At 72.3% G+C, this 12,837-nt stretch carries 12 protein-coding genes and 1 pseudogene; 6 read left to right on the forward strand and 7 right to left on the reverse strand.

Annotated elements, in window-relative coordinates:
• Nucleotides 1–12 precede the first annotated feature (12 nt).
• Nucleotides 13–1,380, forward strand: a complete 1,368-nt coding sequence (locus ISP_RS09730) for an L-serine ammonia-lyase (RefSeq protein WP_013223712.1) — start codon at nucleotides 13–15, stop codon at nucleotides 1,378–1,380.
• Here the strand turns inward: ISP_RS09730 and ISP_RS09735 are convergent, their stop codons facing one another.
• From ISP_RS09735 to ISP_RS09745, 3 genes are all read right to left on the reverse strand, one after another.
• On the reverse strand, nucleotides 1,381–1,869 hold the full coding sequence (locus tag ISP_RS09735; RefSeq protein ID WP_158314390.1) for a PIN-like domain-containing protein: 489 nt from the start codon (nucleotides 1,867–1,869) through the stop codon (nucleotides 1,381–1,383). It abuts the gene before it with no gap.
• On the reverse strand, nucleotides 1,778–2,446 hold the full coding sequence (locus ISP_RS09740; RefSeq protein WP_013223713.1) for a DUF433 domain-containing protein: 669 nt from the start codon (nucleotides 2,444–2,446) through the stop codon (nucleotides 1,778–1,780). The genes ISP_RS09735 and ISP_RS09740 overlap by 92 nt, the downstream gene beginning before the upstream one ends.
• A gap of 243 nt (nucleotides 2,447–2,689) precedes the next feature.
• Nucleotides 2,690–2,920 carry a hypothetical protein gene (locus tag ISP_RS09745; protein WP_013223714.1) on the reverse strand — a complete coding sequence of 77 codons (231 nt, stop codon included), beginning with the start codon at nucleotides 2,918–2,920 and terminating at the stop codon, nucleotides 2,690–2,692.
• Nucleotides 2,921–3,047: 127 nt separating this feature from the next.
• Between ISP_RS09745 and ISP_RS09750 the strand changes: the two genes are divergently transcribed.
• The 3 genes and pseudogenes from ISP_RS09750 (at nucleotide 3,048) to ISP_RS09760 (ending at nucleotide 5,751) form a co-directional block, all read left to right on the forward strand.
• Nucleotides 3,048–3,767, forward strand: coding sequence for a FadR/GntR family transcriptional regulator (locus tag ISP_RS09750; protein WP_014466719.1), 720 nt, complete (start codon nucleotides 3,048–3,050; stop codon nucleotides 3,765–3,767).
• A gap of 360 nt (nucleotides 3,768–4,127) precedes the next feature.
• Nucleotides 4,128–4,523, forward strand: a pseudogene (locus tag ISP_RS09755) (transglycosylase domain-containing protein); the annotation flags it as partial.
• Nucleotides 4,524–5,256: 733 nt separating this feature from the next.
• Complete coding sequence (locus ISP_RS09760; RefSeq protein WP_326938648.1) at nucleotides 5,257–5,751, forward strand: penicillin-binding transpeptidase domain-containing protein; 495 nt, start codon at nucleotides 5,257–5,259, stop codon at nucleotides 5,749–5,751.
• A 1-nt stretch (nucleotide 5,752) separates the two neighbouring features.
• Here the strand turns inward: ISP_RS09760 and ISP_RS09765 are convergent, their stop codons facing one another.
• A complete protein-coding gene (locus tag ISP_RS09765) occupies nucleotides 5,753–6,409 on the reverse strand; it encodes an O-methyltransferase (RefSeq protein ID WP_013223717.1) in 657 nt (218 codons plus the stop codon).
• A gap of 73 nt (nucleotides 6,410–6,482) precedes the next feature.
• On the opposite strand from ISP_RS09765, the gene ISP_RS09770 reads away from it, so the two are divergent.
• Entirely contained in the window at nucleotides 6,483–7,805 is a 1,323-nt protein-coding gene (locus ISP_RS09770) for an aminotransferase-like domain-containing protein (RefSeq protein ID WP_014466721.1), read from the forward strand.
• 42 nt (nucleotides 7,806–7,847) lie between these two features.
• Nucleotides 7,848–8,384: an FAD-dependent oxidoreductase gene (locus tag ISP_RS09775; RefSeq protein ID WP_378251320.1), complete on the forward strand. Its 537-nt coding sequence runs from the start codon at nucleotides 7,848–7,850 to the stop codon at nucleotides 8,382–8,384.
• Here the strand turns inward: ISP_RS09775 and ISP_RS09780 are convergent.
• From ISP_RS09780 to ISP_RS09790, 3 genes are all read right to left on the reverse strand, one after another.
• Nucleotides 8,381–10,171 (reverse strand): hypothetical protein, encoded by a 1,791-nt coding sequence (locus tag ISP_RS09780; protein ID WP_013223720.1) that lies wholly within the window; start codon nucleotides 10,169–10,171, stop codon nucleotides 8,381–8,383. The genes ISP_RS09775 and ISP_RS09780 overlap by 4 nt on opposite strands.
• A gap of 312 nt (nucleotides 10,172–10,483) precedes the next feature.
• Complete coding sequence (locus ISP_RS09785) at nucleotides 10,484–12,463, reverse strand: SDR family oxidoreductase (RefSeq protein ID WP_013223721.1); 1,980 nt, start codon at nucleotides 12,461–12,463, stop codon at nucleotides 10,484–10,486.
• Between the two features lie 123 nt (nucleotides 12,464–12,586).
• A complete protein-coding gene (locus tag ISP_RS09790; protein WP_013223722.1) occupies nucleotides 12,587–12,787 on the reverse strand; it encodes a hypothetical protein in 201 nt (66 codons plus the stop codon).
• Nucleotides 12,788–12,837: the final 50 nt, after the last annotated feature.

The raw sequence follows: 12,837 nt of genomic DNA on the forward strand, positions 1-12,837 counted from the left end.
AGGGGCGGATCAATGGCGATCAGCGTCTTCGACCTGTTTTCCATCGGCATCGGCCCGTCGAGCTCGCACACCGTCGGGCCGATGCGGGCCGCACTGACCTTTGTGGACGGACTCGGCGCGGAACTCTCCTCGGTGTCCCGCGTCCAGGCCGAGCTGTTCGGCTCGCTCGGCGCGACCGGGTTCGGCCACGGCAGCGACAAGGCCGTGCTGCTCGGGCTTTCGGGTGAACGTCCCGAAGAGATCGACACCGATACCGTGCCGGTGCGCGTCGCGGAGATCCGCGAGTCCGGCAGGCTGCGGTTGGCCGGCACGCACGAGATCGCGTTCGACGAGGACACCGACCTCACGATGCACCGGCGCAAGTCGTTGCCCGCGCACCCGAACGGCATGGTCTTCCGCGCGTTCGACGCGTCGGGCTCGCTGCTACGCGAGCGGACGTACTACTCGGTCGGCGGGGGCTTCGTCCGCGACGAGTCCTACGAGACGGACGCGGTGTTCGTCGAGGACTCGACCCCGGTGCCGTACCCGTTCCGCACCGGCGCGGACCTCCTCGGCCACTGCGCGTCGACCGGCCTGCCGATCAGCGAGATCATGCTGGCGAACGAACTGTCCTGGCGCAGCGCTTCGGAAGTGCGCTCCGGCCTGCTCGACATCTGGGCGGTCATGGCGGAGTGCGTCCGCAACGGCTGCACGCACGAAGGCGTCCTGCCCGGCGGCCTCAAGGTGCCGCGGCGCGCGAAGGCGCTGCACGAGAAGCTGCTGGCCGAGGACGGCTTGGACGACCCGCTGTACGCGATGGACTGGGTCAGCCTGTACGCCCTCGCGGTCAACGAAGAGAACGCCGCGGGCGGCCGCGTGGTCACCGCGCCGACCAACGGCGCCGCCGGGATCATCCCGGCCGTGCTGCACTACTACCAGCGCTTCATCCGGCATTCGTCGGACGACGGCATCGTCAAGTTCATGCTCACCGCGGGCGCAATCGGCTCGATCCTCAAGCAGACCGGCTCGATCTCCGGCGCCGAGGTCGGCTGCCAGGGTGAAGTGGGTTCGGCCTCGGCCATGGCGGCGGCGGGCCTGACGGAGGTCCTCGGCGGTTCGCCGGCCCAGGTGGAGAACGCGGCCGAGATCGGCGTGGAGCACCACCTGGGATTGACGTGCGACCCGGTGGGCGGCCTGGTCCAGATTCCGTGCATCGAGCGCAACGCGGTGGGAGCGTCGAAGGCGATCCACGCGGCTCGCATGGCCATGCGCGGCGACGGAAGCCACGTGGTGACCCTGGACAAGGCGATCAAGACGATGCGCGAGACGGGCGCGGACATGAGCGTGAAGTACAAGGAAACCGCCCGCGGCGGCCTGGCGGTGAACGTCATCGAGTGCTGATCAACGTCTTCGCCTGCGCACTACGAACCGCTCGACTCCGTGGCCGGTGATTTTCCTGACATCCGGTGTCCGATCGGCCGAAAGCGTAATGATCTCCGCGAGGTTGAACTCGACGAGGTGCAGGAGCTGGTCGCGTGTGGCTTCGCCAGGGAGGTAGAACATGTGCACCTTCGCGGAGCGGTAAGCGGCCAATTCATCGGGTCGCTCCATGATCTTGGCGTCCCGGTTCAGCACCACCCAGCCGGTGCGGGCGATGCGGCGCAGCCACTCGGTATCCGCTGCGCCGAGTGATTCGGCTCGGGTACCGAAAACCTCCGGTGGCGTGTGACAGACGTAGCCGAGAGAAACAAGACACCGCCGTACGGTTCGGGTGACGGCGTTCTCGTCGAGGTAGAACTCAGGCGGCGCGGCCCAGGAGGACGCGGGCGGCGGCGCGGACGGCTTCGATGCCGATTCCGTGTTCTTCGGCGACGACGGCAGGTTCTTCACCCGCCTTCAGCATGGCTGCCACGTTGGAGACGCGTGCACCGGAGCCCACGAAGATCGGCTGCCCTGACGAGCGGTAGGGGTCGATGGCGACCTTCGACGGTTCGAAGGTCTTGAGCTTCAGATGATTCGGGTAGTCGTCGGAACCGAAGCCCACGTAGGTCAGGTAGTCCTGCACGATCTCACGGATCACGGTCTGACCCGAACGTCCTTCGATGAGGCCGGCTCCGGCTTCGGTCTTGGCGAAGTCCCACAGCACCGAAATCCCGTCGGTCACCAGGGCCGGCGACACGAGGACGTACTCGCGACCGAATTCCCGCTGCAGTTGCGCCAGCGCGGGACGGATTCGTTGAGGACGGACGCCTGCCTGCCGGAGCCCTTCCAGGACCCACGCTTCGGCAAGAGCGATGAAAGGGACGCTGGCCTGCCGGATGCTCTCCGGCTCGGAGATGTGGAGGAGTGGACCGCCTCGGGGATATCCGCGCGCCCAGCGATGGAAAGTCTGCTGCGGGATGCCCAGGTGTCGAGCGGCATCGGCCATGCTCATCAGCGGCCGGGCGAACCTGACGTCACCGTCCATGCGTCCTCCTCTCGCTACGACCATACTGCTCGATCGCTCGCCGTGATCAGCTGACACGCACGGCGACACCGGTCACGAGGTGGAGTACAAGGAAACCGCCCGCGGCGGCCTGGCGGTGAACGTCATCGAGTGCTGACAGCTCGCGGCTGACGAGCCCGGTGGAGCACGCCGATCGGCAGCGGTGGCGATCGGCGGGCGCCGGTCTTTCGGGGAGTCCGAGTGGCGGAGCCCCGGATGGCACGGTCACTCCGGCCGGTTCTCCGGCTCCGCCGCCAGCTTCAGCCCCACCTCCACGAGCGTCCACCCGAACTGCTGTTTCCTCGTCCCCGTGCGCCGGCTCGGGGTCGCGCGGCCGGGTGGGCGGTTGCGCACGCCGTGGCGCAACTCGTTCTCCCGTTCGTGGACCAGGTCCTCGGCCATCAGAAAGTGCACCGGATCGCCCCCTGCGTCGATGTTCGGTGTCGGTCGCTCCATCGTCGCTCACCGTGGCCGTGCTGATCCACCGGTTTTCCGCGCGGCGAACACCACCGCGAACACTGTCGCGAACACCGCCGCGAACGCAGGGTGACCGCCGCTTCCGTGCGGCGCCTAGACTCGCGGGATGGAGTCGACCTCGGTGGTGAATGCCGGCGAAGCGCTGTTCCGGCCGGTCCGCACCGGCAACGCTTTCGAGGAGACCGTCGAGCGGCTGCTGCAGGCGATCCGGCTGGGCGTCGTCGGCGCGGGGGAGCGGCTCCCGTCCGAACGCGAACTCGCCGAACGGCTCGGCGTCAGCCGCGTCACGCTGCGCGAGGCCATCCGGGCGCTCTCCGACGCCGGTTACGTCGAGTCACGGCGGGGGCGCTACGGCGGCACCTTCGTGCACGACACCCTGCCCGCCCCGCCGGAGCCCGGCGGCAAGGTCGACACCGCTTCGCTGGAAGACGCGCTGAGCCTCCGCTACGTCCTCGAGACCGGCGCCGCCGAGATGGCCGCCGCGCGGTCGCTGAGCCCGGCCGACCGGCAGCACCTCACCGGCACCCTCGCCGAGGCCGCCGGCGCGGACCTCGACGACTACCGGCGCAAGGACTCGCGGCTGCACCTGGCCATCGCCGAGGTGACCGCGTCCGGCTCGCTGACCACGGCGATGGCCGACGCCCGCACCCGCGTCAACCAGCTGCTCGACCGGATCCCCCTGCTGCCGCCCAACCTCGAGCACTCGAACGCCCAGCACGAGGCGATCGTGGACGCGATCCTGGCCGGCGACGCGCCCGCCGCGCGCCGGGCGATGGCGGAGCACATCGAAGGCACGGCTTCGCTGCTGCGCGCGTTCCTGTCCTGATTTTCGACAGTTTCAATCTTCATCGGAATCGAACAGGCTTCCGCAGAACCTTCTCACCCGTCCGGTCGTCATCCGTTCGTGACCTTGTCGACCGAGCAACCCAAGGAACCCGCGGAAAAGGCCGAGCCCGGCACCCCGAGGTGGCGCCGCGTCCGGCGGATCGCCTACTGGACCTTCGGCGTCCTCGTCGGCGGCCCGCTGATCGCCTTCTGGGTCGCCTACCTCGTGCTCGAGGTCCGCAGCCCCCAGGACGTGCTGGCCGGCCTCGGCAAGACCGTCGTCCTGAAGTACGCGGACGGGTCCGAGCTGTTCAAGGTGATCCCGGCCGACGGCGACCGGAGTTTCGTCCCCTACTCGCGGGTGCCCGCGAAGCTGCGCGACGCCATCATCGCCACCGAGGACCCGACCTTCTGGGACAACCAGGGCTTCGACCCGACCGGCATCGGCCGTGCGTTCCTCACCGGCGTCGGCGGCGGGTCCGGGATCACCCAGCAGTACATCAAGAAGTCCACCGGCGACGACGACGCGACGCTCGGGCGCAAGTTCGCCGAGCTCGTGCTGGCCACGAAGATCACCCAGGAACAGGGCAAGGAACAGATCTTCGAAAGCTACGTCAACATCATCTCCTTCGGCCGCGGCACGTTCGGCCCCGCGGCGGCGATGAACGCCTACTTCGGCAAGAAGCTCGACGACTCGATCACCTGGAGCGAAGCCGCCTTCCTCGCCGGGATGATCCAGTCGCCGTCGGTCCACGACCCCGCCGCCTCGGGCGACCTCCACGCCGCCCGGCGGTGGCAGTACGTGCGCGACAAGCTCGTGAGCCGTGGGTACGTCAAGGACGACGAAGCGATGGCCTACCCCGGCGACGAGATCCAGCCGCCGTCGGAGACCCGCGCCGGCCGCGTCACCTACGACGAGTTCCACATCAAGCAGCAGGTCCTCGCCGAGCTGGAACGGGACGGCTTCCCGCTCGGCCGGCTCCAGCACGGGAACATGACCGTCGAGACGACGCTGGACCGCAGCCGGCAGGACGCCGCGAAGAAAGCCTTGCGGGAGCGGCTGGAGGGCGAGCCGAAAGAGTTCCGCGGGGCCGTCGTCGCGATCGACCCGGGAAGCGGGGCCGTGCGCGCCTACTACGGCGGTGACCAGGGCGTCCGCGACTACGCGGGCAGCCAGCACGCGCTCGGCACGGCGTTCTACCCGTTCACGCTCGCCGCGGCGCTGGGCCACGGCTACGACCCGGACCGGCCGATCCCGTCGCCGTCGAAGCAGGAGTTCCTCGGCGAGAACTTCCAGTACCCGGACGTCTGCGGCCCGAAGTGCACCCCGCGCTCGGCGATGGCGGCGCACGCCGACGGCCCGTTCATCGCGCTGGCGAAGAAGCTCGGCCCGGACGCGCTGAGCGAAGCCGCGGCAGGCCGGCATCCCGGACGCCGTCGACGGCGTCCCGACCCTGCGCGAAAAGGACGGCTTCCTGATCGGCGCGGGCATCGCCATCGGCCGGTACCCGCTGCGGCCGCTGGACGTCGCCGGCGCTTACGGGACCTTCGCCGCCGGAGGCCGGCGCGCCACCCCGCACCTGGTCGCGAAGGTGCGCGACGAAAGCGGCACGGTCGTCTGGGAAAGCCCGGACACCACGCGCGCGGCGTTCGGCGGCGACGACCGGAGCCGCCGCGTCGCCGCGGAGGTCACCAGCACGCTGGGCACGGTCCTGCCCGGCGGCCGCCCGGCCGCGCTGCGCACCGGCGAAGCCGAGCACGGCAACAGCCCCGACAACCAGGACGCCTGGGCCGTCGGCTACACCCCGCAGCTGGTGACGGCGGTCTGGGTCGGCTCCGACGACGAGCGGCGGCTCAAGGACGCGAGCGGCCGGAAGCTGACCGGCGACGTCGTCCCGGCCGACATCTGGCGCGCGTTCATGACGAACGCGCACCAGGGCCTGCCGGTCCGCCCCGCCCCGGGCGGCTCGCGGCCGGGGCGGTGAGTCAGCGGACCAGGGCGAGCACGAACCCGTCATACCCCTTGCCGCCGACGGTCTGGATCGCGGTCGCGTCGATCCGGTCCTCGGCGGCCAGCAGGTCGAACAGCTCGCGCGCGCCGCGGACGTTCGGGTCGTCGTCGCCCGCGTCGGCCACCCGGCCTTGGCGGACGACGTTGTCGACGACGATCGCCGTGCCCGGCCGGGCGAGCTCGAGCGAGGCGCGCACGTAGTTGGCGAGGTTGACCTTGTCGGCGTCGACGAACACGAAGTCGAACGGCCCGGTCAGCGTCGGCAGCGTGTCGAGCGCGGCGCCGACGCGGATGTCGACGACGTCCTCGCCGAAGCCCGCCCGCGCCAGGTTGGCCTTCGCGACCTCGGCGTGTTTCGGCTCGTACTCGCAGGTCACGAGCTTGCCGCCGGCCGGCAGCGCGCGGGCGAGCCAGATGGTGCTGTACCCGCCGAGCGTGCCGATCTCCAGTATCGTGCGCGCGCCGGCGAGCCGGGCCAGCAGGTTGAGCAGTTTGCCCTGGTTGGGCGCGACGGCGATGTGCGGCAGCCCGGCGGCGTCGGCGTCGGCCAATGCCGTGTCGAGCACCGGGTCGGGGGCGAGCAGGGCGCCGGCGAGGTAGTCGTCGACTTCGGTCCAGATCTGGTCGGTCATGGCACCTCCACCGCCAATCTAGCCCGGGTGGGATCATGCTCGTCGAGCGTTCCCGGCGGAAGTGAAGGTGACCATGGACGACTACCGCGTCGTCGCGGACGCCCTCGCCGCCGACATCGAGGCCGGTCGCCTCCGCCCCGGCGACCGGCTCCCGCCCCAGCGCCGCTTCGCCCGGCAGCGCGGCATCGCCGGCTCCACCGCCGCGCGCGTCTACGGCGAGCTCGTCCGGCGCGGCCTGGCCGTCGGCGAGGTCGGCCGCGGCACGTTCGTCCGCGCGGCGAAACCGCCGCCCGAACCCGCGCTCGCCGAGCCCGGCGGCGCCCGCGTGGACCTCGAGCTCAACTTCGCCGTCCTGCCGGAGGAGTCGGCGCGGCTGGCCCGCGCGCTCGAACCGTTGCTGCGCGCCGACGTCCTGACCGCGGCCCTGCACCCGATCGGCGCCGCGGGCACGCCGCCGGCCCGGGACGCGGTGGCCGGCCTGCTCGCCCGCGGCGACTGGCGCCCGGACCCGGCGACGCTGCTGTTCACCGGATCCGGCAGGCAGGCCCTCGCGGCTTCGATCGCCGCGTTCGTCCCGGTCGGCGAGCGGCTCGCGGTGGAGTCGCTGACGTACCCGGTGGTGAAGGGCCTCGCGGCGCGCCTCGGCGTCGAGCTGGTGCCGATCGAGACCGACGAGTCGGGGCTGGTGCCGGAGGCGCTCGCCGCGGCCGGCCCGGTCCGCGCGCTCTACGTCCAGCCGACACTGCACAACCCGCTCGGCACGACGATGCCGCCGCAGCGCCGCGCCGAACTCGCCGCGGTCGTGGCGCGCCTGGACCTCCCGGTGATCGAGGACGGCATCTACACGTTCCTGCGCAACGACGTACGCCCCTTCGCCGCGTACGCGCCGGAGCGCACGGTGTTCGTCGACAGCCTGTCCAAGCGGGTCGCGCCGGGGTTGACCGTGGGGTTCCTGGCGCCGCCCCCGGCCTGGACGGCCCGGCTGGCGTCGTCGGTGCGCTCGGGTGCCTGGGCCGCGTCGCGCTTCGCCGTCGAGGCGGCGACGCAGTGGATCGTGACCGGCACCTTGGCCGAGGTCGAGGCGGCGAAACGCCGTGACGCGGCCGTGCGCGCGGCCGTGGTGGCGGCGAAGCTGCCGGGCCTGCGCGGGGATCCGGCGTCGTACCACCGCTGGTGGGAGCTGCCGGACCGCTGGCGGGCGGAGACGTTCGTCGCGGCGGCGGCCCGCCGGGGGATCGCCCTGTCCCCGGCGGCGGCGTTCGCGGTCCTGCCGGGCCACGCGCCGAACGCGGTCCGGCTCGCGGTGTCGGCCCCACCGGTGCCGACGCTCGCTTCGGCACTCGACGTCCTGGCGGAGCTGGCGAACGGGAGCCCGGACGACCTGCTGGCGGACTGACAGCGCCTGCCGGTCGGCGGCGGCTCGCTGATGGTGCCCTCGGTGGACAAGGGCATCCACGCCCACCGCGAGAGCGGCGACACGCTGCACACCTACGTCTCGCTCAGCCGGCCGCCGGAGTGGTTCGCCGCCATCGACTTCACCGATCCCGCCGCGGCCGCCGCGCGAATCGCGGCGGAGTTCGACGGCTGGGCGCCCGAACTCACCGCGCTGATCACCGACGGCGACACCGAGCCCGTCCTGCGGCCCCAGTACACGCTGCCGATCGGGCACCGCTGGGCGCGCGTGCCGGGGGTGACGCTGATCGGCGACGCGGCCCACCTCATGCCGGCCAACGGCGAAGGCGCCAACCTGGCCATGCTCGACGGCGCGGAGCTCGCCGTCGCCCTCGCCGCACACCCCGGCGACGCCGAAGCCGCCCTCACGGAGTACGAGCAGGCGATGTTCCCGCGCAGCGCCAAGGTCGGCGCCGAAGGAAAGCGGTTCGACGAGCTCCTCGCCGGCGTCGGGGAGGACGACGTCCCGCGGATCCTGATCGACGCGTTCCGGGAGTTCACCGGAGCGGCGCGGGAGTCCTAGGTGGCGTACTTGCCCACGAAGCTGCCGCAGGTCACGACGCGGCCGGTGAGCCGGGCCTGCAGCGCCTTCTCCAGGCCGAGGTAGTCGAACACCGGCGTGTCGGGCGGGATCGACTCCGGCACCGGGCCGCCCGTCGCGAGCATCCGGATCGAATCCGTCTCGAACAGGACCAGGTAGCCGCCTTCGCGGTTCAGCTCGTCCGCCGTCGCGAGCATGCGCTCGGGGGCGGTGCCGACGATCTCCAGCGGCAGCGGCCATTCGAGGGGGAACGGGTTGCGCAGGCCGAACGCCGGGTAGGCGAACGGGCTGTCCGGCAGGATCGCCGTCCGCGCGGCCGGGAAGCGGTCCAGGCAGTCGCGGATCTGCCGGACGAAGGTGAACGTCGAGGGGTTCGTGCGGATGCCGGCCATCGCCGGGGTGACCGCCCCGAGGTCCTCGGTCAGCCGGTCGTGCCCGAGGTCGAAGTACGCCGCCTGGTCGTGGCGGGCGACGACGACCCACCCGCAGACCGCCACCGCCACACACCCGGCCGTCGCCGTCACCCAGCGCCGGGCCGGCCGCGGGCGGGGCGGGACCAGGTGGCTCAGCAGCAGCAACGCCGTCAGTGCCAGGGTGCCGGTGAGCAGCGTCGGGGTGTCGTTGCCCCAGGACAGGCTGGTCATGAACCCGGTGGCGAGCACGAGCAGGCCGGCCCAGGGCACCTTCCGCCGCACGGCCGCGTTCACCGGCACGCTGACCGCGACGATCCACCACAGGACGTCCGCCCAGCGCGAGGAGCCGGTGAACCGGCCGTCGACGACGGTCCACACCACTGCCGCCGCACCCGCGAACACCAGCACCCAGGACGCGATCCGCCCGGCCACGCCCAGCCGGTCACCCGGCAGCCGGACGGCCAGGAGCACGACGGCGATCGCGGCGAAGAAGCTCAGCTCCCGCACGGGTGCCCTGGTCAGCACCTCCGGGTCGTCGAGCCACAGCCCGAGCAGCCGCTCGCCGTACGCGGGCACGCCGCCGGTGAGCTGCTCGACCATCTCCGTGAAGCCGCCGCCGAGGCTCACCCACGCCACGTACGCCAGCCCGGGCGCGGCGAGCGCGAGGAGGTCGAGGACCAGCCGGCGCCACCAGCTCGCCGTGCGCAGCGCGCCCGCCCGGGTGGCCGGGTGCAGCAGCAGCCACAGCACGCCGATCACGGCGGCCAGCGCGAAGCTCTGCTTGACGAACACCGCGCAGCCGAGCAGCACCAGCCCGCCGCGGCGGGCGAGCGCGCGGCCGCTGCCCAGCCCCGCGTCCAGGGCCCAGGCACCGCACGCGGTGAGCGCGATGCCGTCCACGGTGTGCCAGGCCATCAGCGGGAACGCGTTGAGGTTGATCAGCGACGCGGCCGCGACCATCGCCGTCATCCCCGGGCCCCACTCGAGCACCCGGCGCCGCGTGACCAGCGCGGCGAACGCGATCGTGGCCACGGTGATCTCGATCATGGACAGGAAGCTGGAGCCGAAGAACAGCGGCATCGGCAGCGCGTAGTCGGCGACGTGCAGCACCGCGGACCCCAGCGGGCGGGCCGAGATGATGTCGGCGTGCGGGACTTCGCCGTGCAGCACGCGCCACGCCTGGGCGAGGATGAAGCCCTGGTCGGAGGGGTGGAAGCCGAACCGGCCGACGCGCAGTTCGGTGGCCAGCGCGAGCAGCAGCACCCAGCCGGCGTGGACGCTCCAGCGCAGCAGCGGCCGGGCCTGCCTGGCGGGCGCCGGCGTCGCGGCGACCTGCGCAGGACTCGCCACGTCCACGCCCCGCCCGCCTTCCGCTCCCGATCACACCCGGGAAGCGATGGTAGCGGCCGGGGCGCCGCACCCGGCGGACCGGTGCGGACGCCACCCCGGGAGACCGGCGTGGCGTCCGCCGGACGTCACCCGAGGGTGCGCCGCGCGGTGCCGATCACGGCCGTTTTGTCGGTCACGGCGCTGCGTTGCCCTGAGCTGAATACGCTGAATTCCGGCATTCCGAACTCCCCAGTTGAAGCCCGTACGGGTGCACGGGACTCGCGCGAGGGTAGAAGTACCGTCGCCCCCGTGCCACTGTTTCGGCGGAATTCGCGGGAATCAAGCACGATGGCGCCAGATGAGCCGGGTCACCGCCGCCGCGACCGACGCCGGGGCGGACCGGCGGGGCAGTCCGCGCGCCTCGGGCGCGGACTCCGGCACCGCCCGGTAGGCCAGGTGCGCGGCGAACCGGGCGAGCCGCGGCGCGGCCAGCGTCGCCAGTTCGGCGGCGCGGCCTTCGGGGAGGCTGAGGATCTCCGGCCGCTCCTCGCACGCCTTCACCACCAGCGCCGCGGCGCGTTCCGGGCTGCTGGACGGGATCCCGCGGTAGCCGGTCGGCGCGATCATCGGCGTCCGCACCAGCGGCATCCGCACCGACGTGAAGGTGACGCCGTCCGAGAGCGTCTCGCGCCCGGCCGTCAGCCCGAATTCCTCCAGTGCCGCCTTCGATGCCAGGTAGGCCGAAAAGCGCGGGGTGTCGGTCTGCAGGCCCTGGGTCGTCACGTTGACGACGTGGCCGAACCGGCGCTCGGCCATCGACGGCAGGAAGCCGAGGATCAGCCGGACCGGCCCGAAGTAGTTGATCGCCATCGTGCGCTCGAAGTCGTGGAACCGCTGCGTGGACAGCGCGACCGAGCGCCGGATCGACCGGCCGGCGTTGTTCACCAGCACGTCCACTGCGCCGTGGTCACCGAGTACGTCCTTGACCAGCGCGTCGACGGCGTCGCCGTCGGTGAGGTCGCACGGGTACGCCGCGGCGGTGCCGCCGGCCGCCAGGATCTCCGCCCGCACCTCTTCGAGCTCGGAAGCGCGGCGGGCCACGAGGATCACCTTCGCGCCCTTGCGCGCCACGGCGAGCGCGGACGCCCGGCCGATCCCGGACGACGCGCCGGTGATCAGCACCGTGCGCCCGGCCAGGCCGTGGGTGCGGCGCGCGCGGTCGGGGTCGAGGTGGGCCCGCCAGTACCGGTAGAGCGGCGCCGCGTAGTCCCGCAGTTCGGGGAGTTCGATGCCGCTGCCGTACAACGCCGTCGTGGTGCGGGCGGTGTCGAAGACGACGTCCATGGTCAGGTGCGGCAGCACGGCCAGGGGGACGCCCAGTTCCTCGAGGACGGCCGCGCGGCCACCCCGGCCGCCGGGCACGCGGTCGATCCCGGCCGCGGCCGCGTGCGCCAGGCGGCCGCCCGCGCGCCGCAGCGCGCCCGACGGCCCGGCGGGCAGCACGGCCCGGATCACCGGCCCGCCCGCGGCGCGGGCGAAGGCGTTGTAGACGGAGTTGAGCGACTGGGGGCGCGCGGCGGCGAGGTGGTAGGTCGTCCCCGAGGGCGCGTCCCGGTGCATCAGGTATTCCATCGCCTCGACGACGTAGTCGACCGGCACCAGGTTCGTCGCGCCCAGGTCGGGTGCGGCCAGCGGGAGCCGCCGGGGCAGCGCCGCCAGCCGCGAAATCGCCGGGAGAAAGTAGTAGGGCCCGTCGACCTTGTCCATCTCGCCGGTGCGCGAGTCGCCGACGACGGCCGAGGGCCGGTAGACGCGGAAGGGCAGCGGCTGCTCGCGGACGAGCTGTTCGGCCTGGAACTTCGTCGCGTGGTACGGCGAGCCGAAGCGCTGGCCGAGGTCGAAGTCGGCTTCGGTGAACCGCCCGGCGTGGTCGCCGGCGACGGCGATCGACGACACGTGGTGCACCAGCCCGGCCCGCGCCGCGGCGGCGAAGGCGAGCAGGTGGCGGGTCCCCTCGACGTTGGCGCGCCGGTTGGCGTCCTCGCCGGCGGTGAGGTCGTAGATCGCGCCGAGGTGGACGACGTGGTCGAGGTGGGGCAGATCGGCGGGGTCGGCGCCGAGCCGGGGTTCGGCGAGGTCGCCGGGCACCGGGTGCAGCTTGTCCGCGCCCGGCCAGTCGCGCGCCAAGCCGGCCAGGCGCTCGCGGGAGGTCTCCCGCACCAGCGCGTACACCGCGGACGTCTCGGGCCGCTGAAGCAGCCGTGCGACCAGGCGTTTTCCGATGAAGCCGGTTGCGCCTGTCACGAAGTAGGTCGTCATGGCCGGTCCCTTCCGTCGGGCCCGACTCTAACCTACTGGAAAGTAGGAACGATAGTTGTCAGTGTTGTCCGGGGTCGAACCCCGGGCCCCGCCGAAGGGGCTGCGCCCCCTCGGAACCCCCGATCAGCTTTCTTCTTCGTCGGCCGTCGCGACGACCGCGTCCCGCAGGGCGGCCCGCAGCCGTCCGACGTCGAGCGGCCCGAGCACCGCCGCTTCGCCCGGCGGCGCGACCAGCACCACCTTGTCGTTGCTGACGAACACCGTCACATCCCTGCGCCTGCCGGCCAGATCCCGGCAGCCGATCGACCACTCGCCCCGACTCATGGTCGCCGCCCTCCGATTCCCTTGTCGTGGTCGTGCTCCGTGCGAGGGTG

Source organism: Amycolatopsis mediterranei (assembly GCF_026017845.1).
Classification (GTDB): Bacteria; Actinomycetota; Actinomycetes; order Mycobacteriales; family Pseudonocardiaceae; genus Amycolatopsis; species Amycolatopsis mediterranei.